19 protein-coding genes are annotated in these 17254 nt (G+C 71.4%); 12 read left to right on the forward strand and 7 right to left on the reverse strand.

The features are described 5' to 3' along the window. The coding region (locus ABD875_RS11830; RefSeq protein ID WP_345177980.1) for a lipid II:glycine glycyltransferase FemX at positions 1-466 on the reverse strand (466 nt) is incomplete at its 3' end. A 163-nt stretch (positions 467-629) separates the two neighbouring features. Between ABD875_RS11830 and ABD875_RS11835 the strand changes: the two genes are divergently transcribed. From ABD875_RS11835 to ABD875_RS11855, 5 genes are all read left to right on the forward strand, one after another. Then, positions 630-1232: an RNA polymerase sigma factor gene (locus ABD875_RS11835; RefSeq protein WP_345176612.1), complete on the forward strand. Its 603-nt coding sequence runs from the start codon at positions 630-632 to the stop codon at positions 1230-1232. Next, complete coding sequence (locus ABD875_RS11840) at positions 1232-1693, forward strand: hypothetical protein (RefSeq protein WP_345176615.1); 462 nt, start codon at positions 1232-1234, stop codon at positions 1691-1693. Before ABD875_RS11835 ends, ABD875_RS11840 begins: the two co-directional genes overlap by 1 nt. A 7-nt stretch (positions 1694-1700) precedes the next feature. Further along, positions 1701-3362 carry a S8 family peptidase gene (locus ABD875_RS11845; protein WP_345176618.1) on the forward strand — a complete coding sequence of 554 codons (1662 nt, stop codon included), beginning with the start codon at positions 1701-1703 and terminating at the stop codon, positions 3360-3362. Positions 3363-3366: 4 nt separating this feature from the next. Then, a complete protein-coding gene (locus tag ABD875_RS11850; protein ID WP_345176622.1) occupies positions 3367-5826 on the forward strand; it encodes a CHAT domain-containing protein in 2460 nt (819 codons plus the stop codon). 62 nt (positions 5827-5888) lie between these two features. Continuing rightward, entirely contained in the window at positions 5889-6191 is a 303-nt protein-coding gene (locus ABD875_RS11855) for a hypothetical protein (protein ID WP_345176624.1), read from the forward strand. A gap of 1 nt (position 6192) precedes the next feature. Here ABD875_RS11855 and ABD875_RS11860 read toward each other — a convergent pair whose 3' ends face one another. Together ABD875_RS11860 and ABD875_RS11865 are read right to left on the reverse strand one after the other, a co-directional pair. Next, positions 6193-6987: a deoxyribonuclease IV gene (locus tag ABD875_RS11860; RefSeq protein ID WP_345176629.1), complete on the reverse strand. Its 795-nt coding sequence runs from the start codon at positions 6985-6987 to the stop codon at positions 6193-6195. Between the two features lie 10 nt (positions 6988-6997). Next, positions 6998-7378: a DUF4406 domain-containing protein gene (locus tag ABD875_RS11865; RefSeq protein ID WP_345176634.1), complete on the reverse strand. Its 381-nt coding sequence runs from the start codon at positions 7376-7378 to the stop codon at positions 6998-7000. Positions 7379-7443: 65 nt separating this feature from the next. Here ABD875_RS11865 and ABD875_RS11870 point away from each other — a divergent pair, with 65 nt between their 5' ends. Continuing rightward, positions 7444-8196, forward strand: coding sequence for a DeoR/GlpR family DNA-binding transcription regulator (locus tag ABD875_RS11870; protein ID WP_345176637.1), 753 nt, complete (start codon positions 7444-7446; stop codon positions 8194-8196). On the opposite strand, the gene ABD875_RS11875 is transcribed toward ABD875_RS11870, so the two are convergent. Continuing rightward, positions 8189-9124, reverse strand: a complete 936-nt coding sequence (locus tag ABD875_RS11875; RefSeq protein WP_345176640.1) for a threonine dehydratase — start codon at positions 9122-9124, stop codon at positions 8189-8191. The two genes, ABD875_RS11870 and ABD875_RS11875, sit on opposite strands and share 8 nt — an antisense overlap. A 20-nt stretch (positions 9125-9144) precedes the next feature. Further along, positions 9145-10026 carry a serine/threonine-protein kinase gene (locus ABD875_RS11880; RefSeq protein ID WP_345176643.1) on the reverse strand — a complete coding sequence of 294 codons (882 nt, stop codon included), beginning with the start codon at positions 10024-10026 and terminating at the stop codon, positions 9145-9147. A 168-nt stretch (positions 10027-10194) separates the two neighbouring features. Here ABD875_RS11880 and rpsF point away from each other — a divergent pair, with 168 nt between their 5' ends. The 4 genes from rpsF to rplI all read left to right on the forward strand — a co-directional run bounded on the left by rpsF (position 10195) and on the right by rplI (position 11910). Beyond that, on the forward strand, positions 10195-10485 hold the full coding sequence (gene rpsF, locus ABD875_RS11885) for a 30S ribosomal protein S6 (protein WP_345176647.1): 291 nt from the start codon (positions 10195-10197) through the stop codon (positions 10483-10485). A 99-nt stretch (positions 10486-10584) separates the two neighbouring features. After that, a complete protein-coding gene (locus tag ABD875_RS11890) occupies positions 10585-11139 on the forward strand; it encodes a single-stranded DNA-binding protein (protein ID WP_345176651.1) in 555 nt (184 codons plus the stop codon). A gap of 73 nt (positions 11140-11212) precedes the next feature. Continuing rightward, positions 11213-11449, forward strand: a complete 237-nt coding sequence (rpsR, locus tag ABD875_RS11895; protein ID WP_017933521.1) for a 30S ribosomal protein S18 — start codon at positions 11213-11215, stop codon at positions 11447-11449. Between the two features lie 14 nt (positions 11450-11463). Further along, a complete protein-coding gene (gene rplI / locus ABD875_RS11900; protein WP_345176668.1) occupies positions 11464-11910 on the forward strand; it encodes a 50S ribosomal protein L9 in 447 nt (148 codons plus the stop codon). A 131-nt stretch (positions 11911-12041) separates the two neighbouring features. Here the strand turns inward: rplI and ABD875_RS11905 are convergent, their stop codons facing one another. Continuing rightward, positions 12042-13397, reverse strand: coding sequence for an MATE family efflux transporter (locus ABD875_RS11905; protein WP_345176672.1), 1356 nt, complete (start codon positions 13395-13397; stop codon positions 12042-12044). A 537-nt stretch (positions 13398-13934) separates the two neighbouring features. On the opposite strand from ABD875_RS11905, the gene dnaB reads away from it, so the two are divergent. Next, complete coding sequence (dnaB, locus tag ABD875_RS11910) at positions 13935-15308, forward strand: replicative DNA helicase (protein WP_345177983.1); 1374 nt, start codon at positions 13935-13937, stop codon at positions 15306-15308. A gap of 433 nt (positions 15309-15741) precedes the next feature. Further along, the gene (locus ABD875_RS11915) at positions 15742-16536 is read left to right on the forward strand and encodes a DUF1883 domain-containing protein (protein WP_345176675.1); all 795 of its coding nucleotides are present in this window, start codon (positions 15742-15744) and stop codon (positions 16534-16536) included. Positions 16537-16666: 130 nt separating this feature from the next. On the opposite strand, the gene ABD875_RS11920 is transcribed toward ABD875_RS11915, so the two are convergent. After that, complete coding sequence (locus tag ABD875_RS11920; RefSeq protein WP_345176677.1) at positions 16667-17128, reverse strand: hypothetical protein; 462 nt, start codon at positions 17126-17128, stop codon at positions 16667-16669. Between the last annotated feature and the right edge of the window lie 126 nt (positions 17129-17254).

The following is a 17254-nucleotide window of genomic DNA, read 5'->3' on the forward strand; positions in this document are numbered from 1 at the left end:
CGAGCTCGGTGAGCTGGGCGACGACGCGGGCGCCCTCGGGGCTGCGCTCGGTGGGCGGCAGGTCGCCGAGGCGGCGTACGGCGGGATCGGCGATGCCCTCCTTGACCGTGGCGGTGTCCCATCGCCGGGTCACCACGGGCGGTCCCATCCGGATACCGAACGCGCCCTGGGCCTTCAGGTGCGCGGCCATCGGGGTCAGCCAGGCGGCGAGGTCCTCGTCGGACCAGTCGAGGACCGGGCCCTCGGGCAGGTAGGCGAGGTAGCGGCGCACCTTCGGCAGCTGCCGGTAGAGCACCAGCCCCGCGCCGACGAGCTCGCCGTCGCGGAACCAGCCGACGGACTCGCGGCGCCACTCGGACTTCACGCGGCCCCAGGCGGGGGTCTGCAGGAAGCTCGCCGAACGGCGGCCACGGATGAACTCGACGTGGTCGCTCGCCGTGATCTCCCGGACGGTCAGCACCGTCAGAGGCTACCGAAGCGGGGGTGAGCGCCATTCCTCACCCGGTCCGGGCGAGGAACGAAGGACGGGTTGCGCCCGAATATGTAGGTGGAGGATGTATCAGGGTGCGGTCGCGAGCCTCCTCGAGACCGTGATCATGATCGAGCGACAGCGGGGAGCGGGTCGTCCCATGGCCAGGATCGGAGCGGGTGCGCCGTACGACTCGGCGCGCCCCGGTGCGGTCTGGGGCCAGGCGACCGACGGCTTCAACCGCTGGGTCGCCGGAGACCCCGCAGGCCTGGACGACCTGGTGTCGGTGATGACACCGGTCCTGTGGCACGTCGTGCGCGCCTACCGGCTCTCCGAGCAGGCGGCCGAGGACGTCATCCAGACGACGTGGCTGGCGCTGGTGCGCCGCCGCGCCGCCATCGTCGACCCGGTCGCCGTCGGCGGCTGGCTGACCACCACGGCCCGCCGCGAGGCGTGGCGGGTCAGCAACGGGTCGGCCGGCGCGACTCCGGTCGAGGACGAGGAGCTCGCGCCGATGCTTCCGCGGCAGCGCTCCGCGGAGGAGAGTGTCGTGCAGGAGGACGAGGGCAACCGGATCTGGGCGGCGGTCGACGGCCTCCCGGAGCGGTGCCGGAGACTTCTGCGGATCGTGGCGTTCGAGAACCGGCCGGACTACCGGGAGCTGGCCAGCGAGCTGGGCATGCCGGTCGGCAGCATCGGCCCCACCCGGGGCCGGTGCCTGGCGAAGCTGCGCGTGGCGCTGATGCAGGCAGGGGGTGTGTGATGAGCGAGCTGAGCAGGGACGCCCTGTTGGCCATCGTCCGGGACGTGTGGGAGAAGCACGACCCGCCCCCGGAGCACCTGGTGCACTCCATGCAGGCGGTCGCCGCGATGGCGGCCTCCGACCTCGACGTCGAGCTGATGGAGCTGGTCGAGCGGTCCACCGAGCTGGCCGGCGTACGCGGCTCCACGGCGTACACCCTCCGCTTCGTGCACGGCGACACCGACCTGCTGCTGCGGGTCGCGGTCGACGGCCCCCGCTCGCGCGTCGACGGCTGGATCGTCCCGCCCGAGCCGATGACCGTCCGCGCGATCGCCGGCACCGAGCCCGCCAGCCACGACGCCGTCGTCAGCGACTCGGGTCGCTTCGAGCTCACGGACCTACCTCTCGGGATGCTGCGGCTGCGCATCGAGCCCCACGACACCAGCCGCCCCGCCTTCGCCACCCCCACCTTCGAGATCTGAGGAATCCGTGGACCCCGAGAAGAAGTCGTCTGCTGCTGCGCGCAAGCCACGCCGCCCGCTGGACCGCGACCCGCGGCCGCCGCACCCGACGGTGATCGCCCCGGCGCAGGGGCGCTTGCTCGACCCGGCCACCGCCCTGGTGGTGAACGGCGTCGTCCCGCGTCCGACCGTGTACGTCGGCCCGCGGCTCCTGGTCTCCAAGTCGGTCGCCATCGATGGCGCGATCGAGGTGCTCCGCCTGGTCGCCGAGCCTCTCGGCTGGGACGTCGTCCGCGAGCCGGAGGACCCGCGCACCGCGAACCTGAAGTTCGGGTACATCCCGCTGCGACTCATCGTCGCCTCCAACCGCGCCACCATCGCCCCTGACGCCTGGACGCTGCTGCAGCAGACCCGGGCGCAGTTCGGCGTCGACATGGTCAAGGGCGTCAGCCTCGACCACCTGGTGGTGCCGGCGATCGAGGGGAACCCGCTGCACGAGGGGAATCCGCTGCACGAGGGGAATCCGCTGCACGAGGGGAATCCGCTGCACGAGGGGAATCCGCTGCACGAGGGGAATCCGCTGCACGAGGGGAACCCGCTGCACGAGGGGAACCCGCTCGCCGACGCCCGCAGCTCGCGCGCGATCGCGTCGTACTTCCAGATCGGCTTCGGTGGTCGTCAGCCGGTCTCGTACGTCGGGCCCGCGCCCAGCCGTCGCGCCGGCGATGCCATCGAGGGCCGCCGGCCGGTGGTGGCGATCCTCGACACCGGGTGCGGTTCGCACCCGTGGCTCGACAGCGTCGTCGACACGGGGGTGACCCTCGACGGCGTGCCGATCGGCTACGCCGACGCCACCTCGATCTCGCCCGAGCTCGACGGCGACCAGTCGGGACCGATGGACGGCTCGATCGACCCGGTCTCCGGGCACGGCACGTTCATCGCCGGCCTGATCCGCCAGCGCTGCCCCGACGCCGACATCATCGCCTGGCGCGTGATGCCGTCCGACGGCCCGATCGTGGAGTCCGACCTCGTGGCCACGCTCGCCCAGATCGCCGAGCTGGCTCGCCGCCACCGGGCCGGGGAGCAGGGTGGGCACCCGATCGACGTCCTGAGCCTGTCGCTGGGCTACTACCACGAGACGCCCGAGGACGAGCTCTTCGATCCGACGATGTACGCGATCCTCGAGGACATGATGCGCAACGGCGTCGTCGTGGTCGCGTCGGCCGGGAACGACGCCACGAGCCGGCCGTCGTTCCCCGCGGCTTTCGCGCGGTGGGCCGACGACGAGGGCCCGATCGCATTCGACTCGTCGATCGCCCCGATCGTGTCGGTCGGCGCGCTCAACCCCAACGGCACCGACGCGCTCTTCAGCAACGCCGGGCCTTGGGTGCGGACCTACGTGCCGGGCGCGGCTGTGGTCAGCACCATTCCTGCGTTCCGCGGCGGTTACGAGCCCGTGGCCCGGACCCGCGCCTTCGGCCGGATCCGCGAGGCGATCGACCCCGACGACTTCCGGGGTGGGTTCGCGGTCTGGAGCGGCACGTCGTTCAGCGCGCCGATCATGGCCGGAGACATCGCCGCCGCCCTCGTGGGCACGCTGGAGCCGGCCGGTCAACCGGCCGCCGGCCCGGATGCGGTCGACACGGCATGGAAGGCAGTGTCCGCAACCACCGGTCTCGCGCGATCATGAGGCAGTGACCACGCCGCAGGAGCTGCACGACCGCGGCGTTCGCGCGATGAACCGCGGACGCCACACGGAGGCACGTCGCCTGTTCGAGCGCGCCCGCAGCGAGGTCGCACGCGCGGGCGGCGAGCGCTCCGACCTCGACGGACGCATCGCCACGAGCCTCGCCTACGTGCTCTCGGAGACCGGCGAGCACCGGCTCGCCATGGAGCTGTGCCGCGCGGTCCTGACCTACGACGCGATCGTCGAGAGCACGCGGGGTGTCCTGCACTCGCAGGTGGCGCTGCTCCACATGCTCCAGGGCGAGACCGGCCTGGCGATGGCGGAGTTCGACCAGGCCCTCGAGATGCTCGACGACCCGCGGCGGATCGCGATCGCGCACCTCAACCGCGGCAACGTGCACCTCCAGCGCAAGGAGCTCACCGCGGCGAGGCTCGACTTCGAGCAGTCCTTCTCGGCGTTCCGCCAGGCCGGGGACGAGTACGGCGCGGCCAAGGCGCTGCACAACCTGGGCTACGCCCACTTCCTTGCCGGAGACCTCGTCGCCGCGCTGCGCGACATGGCCAACGCCTATCCGACGGTCGCCGCGGAGGGGCCGGTGATGACCGCGATGGTCGAGCAGGACCGCGCCGAGGTCCTGATGGCGGCCGGGCTCCACGAGGAAGGGGCCACCGCACTCGCGGCCGCGGCGATCGCGTACGGACGCCGCCGGCTGTACCAGCGGCGCGGCGAGGCCGAGCTCGCCCTGGCGCGGAGCCTCGTCCTGAGTGATCCGAACCGGGCGAGCGTGGCGGCGCGGGACGCCGTACGACGGTTCCGTCGTACCGGAGCGAACGCGTGGGAGGCGCGGGCCGAGGCGACCCTGTTGACGGCACGGATCGAGGCCGGGGGCAGGACGCTCGCCCTCGCCGGACGCGGCCTCACGCTCGCGCACGCGCTCGAGCGCCAAGGACTCCGTTGGGAGGCGGCCGCGGCCAGGATCGACGCGGCACGCGTGAGCCTCCGGCGCAACGAGCTCGGGCCGGCGCGCGACGCGCTGCACGCCGTCGGCTCCGTGGAGCGTGCCCCGATCGCCGTGCGACTGCTCGACCGGGAGGTCCGAGCCGACCTCGCGGAGCTGGACGGGCGGCGCGCGCATGCGCTCGGCCACGTGCGCGCCGGACTGTCGGACCTGCACGCCTGGCAGAGCTCGTTCGGCTCGCTGGACCTCCAGACCGGCGTCGCCGGACACGGGATCCGCCTCGCGTGGCGCGGGCTGACGTTGGCCGTCGACTCCGGGAAGCCGGACGTGCTGTTCGAGTGGTCCGAACGGGCGCGGATGCTGGCCAGCCGCGTTCAGCCCGTGCGGGCGCCCGAGGACGAGCAGATCGTCGCGGACCTCGCCGAGCTGCGCGAGATGGCCGCCGGGACCGGCAACCGTGACACCGAGCGCGAGGCCGAGCTGCGGCGGCGAGTCCGTGAGCGGGCGTGGCAGCACCGCGGGTCCGGCGAGGTCGCCGACCCGGTGACGCTCGACGAGCTCCGCGAGGGCCTCGACCCCACCACGGCGCTGGTCGCCTACGTCGCGACCGCCGACTGCCTGGTCGCCCTCGTCGTGACGGCGGAGTCGACCACGTGGGTCGACCTCGGCGACCGCGGCCCGATCACCGACCTGCTGGGTGGCTTGCTGCCCGACCTCGACGTCGCGGCCGCGGAGATGCCGGACGCGATGGGCCGCTTCGTCCGCCAAGAGCTGGCGGTGCGGCTCGAGGCGATCGCCGCGCGGTTGGTGGCGCCCGTCCTGGACGCGGTCGGTGGGCGGAGCGTGGTGCTGACCCCCTCCGGCGTGCTCGCCGGTGTGCCGTGGACCCTGCTGCCCGGGTTCACCGGCCGTCCGGTGACGGTCGCGCAGAGCGCGACCTCGTGGCTGGCGCGACGTACGACGCCGCTCCGGTCGGCATCGGCCGGGTTCGTGGCCGGGCCGCGCGTCGCGCGCGCCGAGGACGAGGTCACGGCGGCCGCGAAGGAGTGGCCGAACGCCCTGGTGCTGACCGGCGGCGCGGCCGGTGCGGCTGCCGCCTGTGAGCTCGCCGAGAGCGTGGACGTCCTGCACGTCGCCGCTCACGGGCGGCACTCGGCGGAGAACCCGCTCTTCTCGGGTCTCCAGCTCGCCGACGGCCCGTGGTTCGGCTACGACATCGACCGGCTCCGGCGCGCGCCCGACGTCGTGCTGCTCTCGGCCTGCGAGGTCGGGCGCTCGAACGTGCGCTGGGGCGAGGAGCTGCTCGGCATGACGACCGCCTGGTTGCATGCCGGCGCCCGCTGCGTGATCGCCTCGCCCGCCGCGGTCAACGACCGGGCGGCGTACGACGTCCTGGTCGCCGTCCACCAGCGGCTGGCCGCCGGGCTCGAGCCGGCCGCCGCGCTGGCGGAGGCGGTGCCGGCCGTCTCGGCCGACACCGCCCCGGTGCCGTTGGTGTGCTTCGGCTGATCCAGGTATCAGGCGCGCTCGGGCGCGCTCCTCACCCCCGAAGCCACCAGAGGAGCCTTCCCATGTCGATCCCGCACCGCTTCATCAGCCACACGCTCCAGGACCCGCAGCCCGGACACGTGCTCACCGTCCAGCCCGGCACCCGCCTCGAGGTCAAGTTCCGTCGCCGCGGACTCGGGCTGAGCCGCTGGCAGGTCGTCGACCGGCCCCCGCACCTGGTCCCCCTCGAGGAGGGCGACCACGGGTTCCTGTTCCTCGTCTTCGGCGGCGAGCACACCGGCGAGCAGCCGCTGCGGCTGGCGCGACGCCGCGTCGACCGTGCCGGGTCCGACGAGGTCCGCGACCTCGTCGTGCGCGTCGGTTAGGTCAGAGCCGCTCGCGGAGCCAGTCGCCGTCGGCGGTGTGCTCGGTCGCGCCGCCCGGGGTCTCCAGCACCACTGGCGCACCGGCGTCGCGGACCACCGCGGCCAGCAGGTCGGGGTCGACTTTCCCGGCGCCGAGGTTCGCGTGCCGGTCGGCGCCGGTGTCGAACTCGTCGCGGCTGTCGTTGCAGTGCACCAGGTCGATCCGGCCGGTGATCTTGAGGACGTCGTCCACGATCGTCTCCAGCGGGTTGCCGCCGGCGTGCGCGTGGCAGGTGTCGAGGCAGAAGCCGACCCGGTCGAACTGCTCGGTGCTCGCGATCGCGTCCCACACCCCGGCGATCCGGTCGAGGTAGCGGGTCATCGCGTTGGTGCCGCCGGCGGTGTTCTCGATCAGCAGCGGCACCTTGATCTCGGTCGCCTCGATCGCCTTGCGCCAGTTGTCGAACCCCTTCGCGGGGTCGTCGTCGTCCTGCACGTGGCCGCCGTGCACGATCAGGCCCAGTGCGCCGATCGACGCCGCGGCGTCCATGTGCTGCTGGAGCAGCTTGCGGCTCGGGATCCGCTGGCGGTTGTTCGTGGTGGCGACGTTGATGAGGTACGGCGCGTGCACGTACAGCCCGACGCCCGCGGCCTCGGCGTCGGCCTTGAGCGCGTCGGCGCCCCCGTCGTAGGAGAAGACCGGTCCCTTGTAGCTCTGCGGGTCGCCGAGGAAGAACTGCACGTGCGGGGCGTTGCGGGCCTTCGCCTCGGCGATCGGGTCGGTCTGGTCGACGTGGGCGCCGATCGCGATGCTCATGGGACCAACCCTAGGCGGCGCCTCCGACGTACCCCGGCACGTCCTCGACCCGGTGCCAGACCGGGATGCCGCGCTCGCGGGCGATCGCGACGTCCTGGTCGGCTCCCTTCGACTCGCCGGGCAGGCGGAGCACGCCGTCGCAGTGCTGGAGGAGCCGGTGCGCGGTCGGGTACATCACCTGCTCGGCCAGCGGGTCGAGCGGACCGGAGGCGCCCGCGCTGCTCAGCACCGGCAGCGCCACCCACTCGCCGATCATCGGGACGTGCCCGGCCCGGAACAGCGGCCACGCGGCGGACTCCAGCGCGGCCAGGTTGGCGGCCATCAGGTCGGGGTCGTCACCGGTCCCGGAGCGGTAGGGGCCGGCGATCAGGATCATCAGGGGTTTCGTCATGCCCCGACATTAACGTGCAGAAACGTGCAGAAACAAGTACGAACGTGCAGGATAGGGTGTGCCCCGTGCTCGCCGCCCAGCGCAAGACCCTGATCCTCACCACGCTCCGGACCGACGGCCGCGTGGTGGCCAAGGACCTGGCCGCCGAGCTCGGGCTGTCGGAGGACACCATCCGGCGCGACCTGCGCGAGCTCGCCGCCGACGGCCTCCTGCATCGGGTGCACGGCGGCGCGCTGCCGGCCTCCCCGGCGGTCGCCGACTTCACCGCCCGCACCGCCATCGGCACCGGCGCCAAGGCCGAGGTCGCACGGACGGCGGCCGCGCTGATCCGGCCCGGCCAGACGGTCGTCCTCGACGGAGGTACGACGGCGCGCGAGCTCGCCCGTCAGCTGCCCCCGGACCTCCGGGCCACCGTGATCACGCACAGCCCGACGATCGCGGTGGAGCTCGCCACCCACCCGACCGTCGAGGTGATCATCGTCGGGGGACGGCTGTTCAAGCACTCCGTCGTCGCGGCCGGCGCGGTCGCGCACGAGGCGATCGGCCGGGTCAGCGCCGACGTCTTCTACCTCGGCGTCACCGGCATCCACCCGACGGCCGGCCTCACCACGGGCGACGCCGACGAGGCCGCGATCAAGCGCGCCTGGTCGGAGCGCTCGGCGGAGACCTACGTGCTCGGCAGCGGCGAGAAGATCGGCGCCGCGTCGGCGTTCGAGGTGGTCCCGCTGGCGGCGGTGACCGCGGTGATCACCGACTCCGGCGCCGACCCGCGCGGCGTCGCGGAGCTGCGGGCGGCTGGGGTCGAGGTCGTCAGCTGAGCGCCCGCGCGAACACGTCGAAGTCGGCGTTCCCGCCGGTGTGGATCACCGCCACCTTCTTGCCGGCCACCCGGTCCTGCTCGGCGAGCAGCCCCGCCAGCGCCAGCGACCCGGCCGGCTCGGGCAGGTTGTGGGTGCTGCGGTACATCAGCGCCATCGCCGCAGCGGCCGCCTCCTCCGACACCCGCACGATGCGCGCCGCGCCGGCGACGATCCGGCGTACCGCCTCGGCGTCGGGCGTCCGGCACGCGACGCCGTCGACGAACGTGTCCGCCGACGGCGTCGGCACCACCTCGCCGGCCTCGAAGGACAGGGCGTACGCCGGCGCTCGCTCGGAGACCACGCCCACGATCTCGGTGTCGCGGCCGAGCAGGTCACGGACCGCGATGTTCGCGCAGATCCCCGAGCCCATGCCGACCGGGACGTATACGACGTCGAGGTCGGGCACGGCCTCGTGCAGCTCGGCGGCGTACGTCGCCACGCCCTCGACCAGCCACGGGTGGAACGGCGGCACGACGGTCAGGCCGCGCTGCTCCGCCAGCTTGCCTGCGTGCTCGAGCGCCTCCTGGAAGTCGCGCCCGTGGATGAGGAGCTCCGCGCCGAACGCCTCGGTCGCGGCGTTCTTGTCGGGGGAGTTGCCCTCCGGCACCACGATCGTGACCGGGACGCCGTACCGGCTCCCGGCGAAGGCCAGGCTCTGGCTGTGGTTGCCGCGGCTCGCGGAGATCAGGCCAGGGGTGTCGTCCAGCCGGGCGCAGAGGTTCACGCCGCCGCGGACCTTGAACGCGCCGGTGGGGTTGTGGTTCTCGTGCTTCACCCACGTCTCGGTGCCGGTCGTGCGCTCGAGCAGCGGCCAGCGGCGGGCGGGCGTCGGGGGCACGTGCTCGGCGACCCGTTCCCGGGCGGCGGCGAGGTCGGCGAGGTCCACGCCGTCACGCTAGCCGCGACTCACAACAGCATGAGGACGTTCGCGACCACGCAGGCCGCGATCACGAGCAGCGACGCCGCGATGACCGCGTTCGCCCACCGGTGACCGCGCGTGGCGGGCGGGTCGCCCAACCGGTCGGGTACCTCGGGCCACGGCCCGTCGAGAGGTACGTCGACCCGGCGCAGCCGGACCAGCGCCTCGGTGGCCGTGGGCGGCCGCAGCTCCGGGTCGGGGTCGGTGAGCGCGCCGAGGAGCGGCCGCAGCGGACCGGTCCGGCCGCCGAGGAGCTCGGTCGCGACGACGCCGGCGGCGTACAGGTCCTGGCGCGGGTCCGGCGGCGCCCCGGCGGCCTGCTCGGGCGGCATGTAGCGGTCGGTCCCGACCACCCCCGGTCCCCGGGTCAGGCGGACGTCGTCGAGCACGACCGCGACGCCGAAGTCGCCGAGGCGCAGGTGCGGTCCGCCCGGCTCGAGCAGCAGGTTCGCGGGCTTCACGTCGCGGTGCACGACCCCGGCGGCGTGCACCGCCTCCAGCGCCTGGAGCAGCTGGTCGAGCAGGACGGCGACGTACGACGCGGGCAGCGGCCCGTGCTCGGCGCGCAGCGTCTCCAGCGAGCCGCCGCGGACCAGGTCCATCGTGAACACCACGCGGTGGTCCTCGGCCGCCCAGCCGGTGGGCGCGACGACGTGCGGGTGGGCGATCCGCACCGACTGCTCGCGGACGAACCGCAGCAGCATGCTGCTGTCGTGGGCGCCCAGCACCTTGACCGCGACCAGGCTCGGCTGACCGGGGGCGGCGCGCAGGTCGCGGGCCCGCCAGACCGAGCCCATCGCGCCGGCGCCGACCTGGTCGAGGAGGTCGTAGCGGCCGGCGATCGGCGGGGGTGTCGTGCGGGCGGGCATCGGCGGCCTCCTACCCCGTTCGCGGCGAATTCATGGGTGCGTCGGCCCGCTGCTAGCCTTGGGCGTTCTCTGTGTCCGTCCACCGACGGTCGGGCCCAGGAGCAGACGCATTTCCCTCCTGCCACGGAGAGTCCGTGGCCGCCTAGCCCACAGGAGGTGGAGAACGACATGCGTGCCTACGAAGTGATGGTCATTCTTGACCCGAGCATCGAGGAGCGAACCGTCGAAAGTTCGCTCGACAAGTACCTCAACGTGATCCGCAAGGACGGCGGCTCTGTCGAGTCCGTCGACGTGTGGGGACGCCGCCGGCTGGCCTACGAGGTCAAGAAGAACGCCGAGGGCATCTACGCCGTCATCACGCTGAACGCCGAGCCGGCCACGGTCAAGGAGTTCGACCGCCAGCTCACCCTCAACGAGTCCATCCTCCGCACGAAGGTCATGCGTCCCGACGCTCACTGATTGACCTGTGGAAGACCACTTCCGCTTGTCGGTGCCAGCGGCAACGATGTGCGCACGTGGTCGGACGACTCTGATCAGAACCAACGCTAGGGAGCATTCATGGCAGGCGAGACCGTCATCACGGTGGTCGGCAACCTCGTCGACGACCCGGAGCTGCGCTTCACCCCGTCGGGTGCGGCCGTGGCGAACTTCCGGATCGCGTCGACGCCGCGCACCTTCGACCGCCAGACCAACGAGTGGAAGGACGGCGACGCGCTGTTCCTCTCCTGCTCGGTGTGGCGCCAGGCCGCGGAGAACGTCGCCGAGTCCCTGCAGCGCGGCATGCGCGTGATCGTGCAGGGTCGCCTGAAGCAGCGCTCCTACGAGACCCGCGAGGGCGAGAAGCGCACCGTCGTGGAGCTCGAGGTCGACGAGGTCGGCCCCGCGCTCGCGTTCGCCACCGCCAAGGTCACCCGGGCCTCGCGCTCGGGTGGTGGCGGCGGGTACGGCGGCGGCCAGGGCGGCGGCCAGGGCGGACAGTCCCGGCCGCAGCAGCAGGCCGGCGGCGACGACCCGTGGGCGACCCCGGCTCCGCAGCAGGGCGGCGGCCAGTCCGCCCCCGCGAACGACCCCTGGGGTGCCCCGGGTGTCGGCTCCGACGAGCCCCCGTTCTGATCCCAGCACCATCCATCCCGTTCACCCTCAACCATTCCGGCTTCGGCCGGGCTTCTAGAAAGGAAGCACCACAATGGCCAAGGCAGTGATTCGCAAGCCGAAGAAGAAGGTTTGCCAGTTCTGCAAGGAGAAGGCGACCGGTGTCGACTACAAGGACACCACCCTGCTCCGCAAGTTCATCTCCGACCGCGGCAAGATCCGCGCGCGTCGCGTGACCGGCAACTGCGTCCAGCACCAGCGGGACGTCGCCATCGCGGTCAAGAACGCTCGCGAGGTCGCCCTGCTGCCCTACACCTCCACCGGTCGCTGAGAGGAGCCGAGAACATGAAGCTCATCCTGACTCAGGAAGTCACCGGTCTCGGTGCCCCCGGCGACGTCGTCGAGGTGAAGGACGGCTACGGCCGCAACTACCTGGTTCCGCGTGGCCTCGCGCTGCGCTGGACCAAGGGTGGCGAGAAGACCGTCGAGTCCATCAAGTCGGCGCGCGCCTCGCGTGCCGTCCGCGACCACGACCACGCCGCCCAGATCAAGGCCAAGCTCGAGGCCTCGGCGGTCAGCGTCAAGGTCCGCTCGGGTGCCGGCGGCCGGCTGTTCGGCGCGGTCACGGTCGGCGAGATCGCCGGCGCGCTGACCGAGGCGTCGGGCGAGCAGGTCGACAAGCGCACGATCGTGGTCACGAACCCGATCAAGTCGCTCGGCTCCCACGAGGTGTCGGTCAAGCTGCACGACGAGGTGTCCGCCACGGTGGCCCTCAACGTCATCCCGGCCTGATCAAGCGCAGCGGCAACGTTCCACCAGCAGGGGCCGTCCTCCTTCGGGAGGGCGGCCCCTGCTGCGTTGCTGGTGTCCTCCGCTGCGCGGAGACCGTCGAGTGACGCGAAATGGCCGCTCCGGGCCTTGGATCAGGACCGTTTCACGTCTCTCGACGAGAGATCCGGGGTCCCGACCACCATCCACGCGTCGCCGCGAGCCCGGACCAGCAGCACCGCCAGCCGGGCACCCATGAAGACCACGGTGAACACCGCCCACAGCGCGACCAGCCCCGCGGACGCCGCGGCGAACGCCAGCACGACCGGCGCGTACACGACCAGGGTGAGCAGGCCGGCCCAGGCGAGGTAGCGGCCGTCGCCGGCGCCGATCAGCACCCCGTCGAGGACGAACACGACGCCGCACACGGGCTGGCCGAGCGCCGCGACCAGCAGCACCGGCGTGAGCAGGTCGAGCACGGCGGCGTCCCCGGTGAACAGCTGCCCCAGGACGGGGCTGACCAGCGCCAGCAGCACCCCGGTCACCACCCCGCTCCACACTCCCCAGCGCACCATCCGGGACGTGAGCTCGCGGGTGCCGACGACGTCGCCCGCGCCGAGCGCCCGGCCGGTGATCGCCTGGGCCGCGATCGCGATCGCGTCCAGGACGAACGCGAGGAAGACCCAGACGGTCATCGCCAGCTGGTGGGTCGCGAGGTCGACCTCCTGGTCCCGGGCGCCGGCCGCGGCCAGCGTGACGGCGTACGTCGTGACCAGCAGCGCCGCCCGCAGGGTCAGGGTGCGGATGACCAGCGGGACGCCGGCGCGGCCGGCGGCGCGGATGCCGGGCAGGTCGGGCCGCAGCGAGGCGCCGTGCCGGCGGGCGGCGCGCACCACGACCACGACGAACGCCGTGGCGCTGGCCGCCTGGGCGAGCACCGAGCCGAGCGCGGAGCCGGCCAGGCCGAGGCCGACGGGATAGACGAGGAGCAGGTTGAGCGCGACGTTGAGTGCGTTGCCCGCGACCGCCACGACGAGCGGGGTGCGGGTGTCCTGCAGGCCGCGGAGCACTCCGGTGGCGGCCAGCATGACGAGCAGCGGGGCGGTGCCGAGGAACGCGATCCGCAGGTAGGTCGCGGCCAGGTCGGTGACGTCGGCGGAGACACCGAACAGGCCGACCAGCGGCTCGGCCAGGAGCACGCCGAGCACGGTGGCGACGGCACCGATGGCGACCGCCAGCCACAGCCCGTCGACGCCCTGGGCCAGGGCCCCGCGCAGGTCACCGGCCCCGAGGTGGCGGGCCACGCTGCCGGTGGTGCCGTAGGCCAGGAAGACACAGAGCCCGACCAGCGTCTGGAGGACCACCGCGGCCAGGCCGACGGCCGCCAGCTCGGCGGTGCCGAGGTGCCCGACGATCGCCGCGTCGGTCAGCAGGAACAGCGGCTCGGCGACCAGGGCCAGGAAGGCCGGGACGGCGAGCCGCAGGATCTCCCGGTCCCGGCGGTCCCTCACGGGAGCAGCCTAGTCATGGTAAGAGACATCGATCGCATCTGACTCCTACGTGACTAGTCATCAACACCTGTGGATGAGAATGGGGAAACCGTGCATCGGACGCTATGTCGACAAAGCGTCCGGTGGCCGGGAGGTGGCCTGCAGATGAACCACGCTTCGTCACGAACTAATTTCCCCTCACAGCTGTGAAAAGTCGTTCCCGCAGGTCAGAGCATGCTTTCTCGGCGGTGGGACCGCTCCGTCCACATGTTGTCCCCAGGTCGGTGCACACGTCGCCGCGTGTCGTCCACGGCCTCGTCCCGGTTATCCACATGGCCTGTGGATAGGGGACTATCCGAGACCGGGCCGGGCGGCATAGCGTCGCACGCGGTGGTCCGGGGGAAACCCCGCACCAGGCCGAATCGTAGAGGCGGCGCAGACGACGGATGCTCGTTGTCGGCGCCGCCTCCTAGTGTTCGAACAGATGATCGAGACGGGCCGGTCGAGAGGGCGAGTGTGAGCGTCGAACAGGATGCACGGGGGATCCCCGAGCCGCCGATGGAGGACTGGGGCGACGGGCCCGCGCCGTACGAGCCCGGCGAGCGGCCCACGACGCCCGGCGACCGCACGCCCCCGCAGGACATGGCCGCCGAGCAGTCGGTGCTCGGCGCGATGCTGATCTCCAAGGACGCGATCGCCGACGTCACCGAGGCCCTGCGCGGGACCGACTTCTACCGGCCCTCGCACGAGACGATCTTCGACGCGATCATCGACCTCTACGGTCGCGGCGAGCCGGTCGACATGGTCACCGTCGCCGCCGAGCTCCAGCGCCGCGGCGAGCTGCCGCGCGTGGGCGGGGCGCCGTACCTCCACACGCTGTCGGCCAACGTGCCGATCGCGGCGAACGCCGGCTACTACGCCGAGATCGTGCGGGAGAAGGCGATCCTGCGCCGGCTGGTCAACGCCGGCACGAAGATCGTCCAGATCGGGTACGCCGGCGAGGGCCAGGTCGACGACATCGTCGACGAGGCGCAGGCCGAGGTCTACAAGGTGACCGACAAGCGCGCGGCCGAGGACTATGCCCCGCTGAGCGACATCATGGACGGTGTCCTCGACGAGATCGAGGCGATCTCCAACCGCGAGGCGGGCATCTACGGCGTCCCGACCGGCTTCGCCGACTTCGACGACCTGACCAACGGCTTCCACGGTGGCCAGATGATCATCGTCGCCGCGCGTCCCGCGATGGGGAAGTCGACGCTGGCCCTCGACTTCTGCCGCGCGGCGTCGATCCACAACAACCTCACCAGCGTCTTCTTCAGCCTCGAGATGACGCGCTCCGAGATCACCATGCGGCTGCTCTCGGCCGAGGCGAAGGTGCCGCTCAACCACATCCGCAACGGCAACATGAACGACGACGACTGGGCCAAGCTCGCCCGCAAGATGGGCGAGGTGTCCTCGGCGCCGATGTTCATCGACGACTCGCCGAACATGACGATGATGGAGATCCGGGCCAAGGCCCGCCGGCTGCGCCAGCGCCACGACCTGCGCCTGATCGTCATCGACTACCTCCAGCTGATGACGTCGGGCAAGAAGGTCGAGTCCCGTCAGCTCGAGGTCTCGGAGTTCTCCCGCCAGATCAAGCTGCTCGCCAAGGAGCTGGAGGTCCCGGTCATCGCGCTCTCGCAGCTGAACCGTGGCCCCGAGCAGCGCGCCGACAAGCGCCCCATGGTCAGCGACCTGCGTGAGTCCGGCTCGATCGAGCAGGACGCCGACATGGTCGTGCTCCTGCACCGCGACGACGTCTACGAGAAGGAGTCGACCCGCCCCGGCGAGGCCGACCTGATCGTGGCCAAGCACCGTAACGGCCCCACCCGCGACATCACCGTCGCCTTCCAGGGCCACTACTCCCGCTTCGTCGACATGGCGCACTGATCTGACCCGACACCTTGATGTCAGTAGGACGACACGAAATGTCAGTAGAAGTGCGACATCTCAGTGTCAGTGGCGCGACATTTCATGTCAGTACCCCCTGTGGACAAACGACATGGCGTGTCAGTAGTGACATCGGGGCGTCGTTTGTCCACAGGCGCGCGCGGCGGATCCGTCGCGCGGCGACATTTCGCTGCGAGTGGGTCCGCAGATGCGTCGATTCGCGTGTGTGGACAACTCGTGGCGTCGGCGGCTCATGGGATGATGGACACATCAAAGAAGGGGCGGCTCCGCTGCAACGGAACCGCCCCTATACCCGAGGTCTATGACCATCGGCAAGCCATGTGGAACAGGCTGTTGATGAGCATAACGGAGCACCCTGGGCCGCGCAGTAGGCGTGGTCCCTCCACCTCGGAGAGCATCCGAGGAGGATGACGTGCAGTTCCAGCAGTACGACCTGGGCAACGTCAAGAAGGGCTCACGGGTCATCGTGACGTTGAAGAACCAGGCCAACGTCCGGCTCATGACTCAGAGCGAGTTCAACAAGTACAAGCGGGGCGGAGCGCACCGCTACATCGGTGGTCGGGTGACTCGCTCGCCGTGGTCCGGAGTGGTGCCCAGCACGGGGCGCTGGTTCGTGGCCGTCGATCTGGGCGGCTACTCGGGCCGGGTGCAGTCTTCGGTGCGTGTCGAGGGTCCGCCGCCGGGTTTCCTGCCGACCGCGCGGTCTGCTTCGGAGCGCCCGCTGCGTGACATTCAGGTCCGCGAACCGGAGGAGCCGGTCGGTGACGTGCTCGGGGGCCAGACCTGGGATGTGTTCATCTCGCACGCGTCAGAGGACAAGGCCGAGGTGGCGCTGCCGCTCCGTGACGCTCTCGTGGCGCTCGGGGTGACCGTGTGGTTGGACAAGACCGAACTGCGCGTCGGGGACAGCCTTCGCCGGAAGATTGACCAGGGCATCCGGTCGAGCCGCTTCGGGGTTGTCGTGTTGTCGGAGCAGTTCTTCGCAAAGGGCTGGACCAACCACGAACTCGACGGTCTGGTCACCCGGACGGTCGCGGGCGAGCAGACCATGCTGCCCATCTGGCACAACCTGACAGATGTTCAGGTGCGGGGCCACAGTCCGTCGCTCGCCGACAAGGTGGCCCTGAACACCGCGTCGATGTCGGTCGAGGAGATGGCTGAGGAGATTGCGGCCGTCGTGAAGGGTGAGGACGCCGACGCGGCCTAGGTTGGTTTCACGAGGCGGGGCCGCATGACGAATGTCTTCGGCCCCGCCTCTTTCCGTCTGGACCGCTGCTCGTAGGAACGTTTCGAGTGCTTCGTCGGTGACGGCGGGCTGGTCGGCTGCTCACGCGCGCTCACGGGGCTTGGAGGAAACCCGCCAGCATGGTGAGCGCTTCGTCAGATGAGTCGTCGTTGTTTTCCCAGTCGTCGTATTCGTCGAGGGTGACCCCGGCACGCAAGTATGCGATGACCCGGTCGGCGGGGAGGCCGGTGGCAAGCCATTCGCGGTCCTCCTCGTGGTTCGTGAGTTCGATGACCGTCACCGCCTGTTCGGGGGTGTAGCGGCGGTCGTAGAAGCAGATGGCTTCGGCGGCCTCGAACCCTTCTGCGTGCCAGGCGATGGCTTGGTCAAGTGGAATGCCGTGGTCGTCGTAGGCGATGGCTTCGGCCGTGACGATGGACGAGCCAGCCGTCCAGGTCGAGGCGTCGGCCCACGCTTCGGCGTCCGCGCGTGGAAAGCACGCGTCGAGGAGCATGGCGACAATATCTGCCCTGTCGGTGGGTCGGAGCCAAGGACGGTGGGTGAGGGTGGTCATTGCTTGACCTTTCTGGTCTTCGCACGTAGCGGTGGGAGGAGGGCGCGAGTCCGTGTCGGCTTGTTCGACGTGGTGGCATCGGTCGTGCAAGAGCCTGGCGTCGGTCTCGGTGAGGGCGTGCGGGCT

The sequence above is a fragment of the Nocardioides caricicola genome (assembly GCF_039541135.1).
In the GTDB taxonomy this organism is placed as follows: Bacteria; Actinomycetota; Actinomycetes; order Propionibacteriales; family Nocardioidaceae; genus Nocardioides; species Nocardioides caricicola.

Coding starts and splice junctions, on each gene's coding strand:
- rpsF (WP_345176647.1), top strand. CDS start 10,195: ATGCGTGCCTACGAAGTGATGGTCATTCTTGACCCGAGCATCGAGGAG.
- dnaB (WP_345177983.1), top strand. CDS start 13,935: ATGGAGGACTGGGGCGACGGGCCCGCGCCGTACGAGCCCGGCGAGCGG.
- ABD875_RS11860 (WP_345176629.1), bottom strand. CDS start 6,987: ATGAGCATCGCGATCGGCGCCCACGTCGACCAGACCGACCCGATCGCC.
- ABD875_RS11865 (WP_345176634.1), bottom strand. CDS start 7,378: ATGACGAAACCCCTGATGATCCTGATCGCCGGCCCCTACCGCTCCGGG.
- rplI (WP_345176668.1), top strand. CDS start 11,464: ATGAAGCTCATCCTGACTCAGGAAGTCACCGGTCTCGGTGCCCCCGGC.
- ABD875_RS11855 (WP_345176624.1), top strand. CDS start 5,889: ATGTCGATCCCGCACCGCTTCATCAGCCACACGCTCCAGGACCCGCAG.
- ABD875_RS11835 (WP_345176612.1), top strand. CDS start 630: ATGGCCAGGATCGGAGCGGGTGCGCCGTACGACTCGGCGCGCCCCGGT.
- ABD875_RS11920 (WP_345176677.1), bottom strand. CDS start 17,128: ATGACCACCCTCACCCACCGTCCTTGGCTCCGACCCACCGACAGGGCA.
- ABD875_RS11840 (WP_345176615.1), top strand. CDS start 1,232: ATGAGCGAGCTGAGCAGGGACGCCCTGTTGGCCATCGTCCGGGACGTG.
- ABD875_RS11890 (WP_345176651.1), top strand. CDS start 10,585: ATGGCAGGCGAGACCGTCATCACGGTGGTCGGCAACCTCGTCGACGAC.
- ABD875_RS11880 (WP_345176643.1), bottom strand. CDS start 10,026: ATGCCCGCCCGCACGACACCCCCGCCGATCGCCGGCCGCTACGACCTC.
- rpsR (WP_017933521.1), top strand. CDS start 11,213: ATGGCCAAGGCAGTGATTCGCAAGCCGAAGAAGAAGGTTTGCCAGTTC.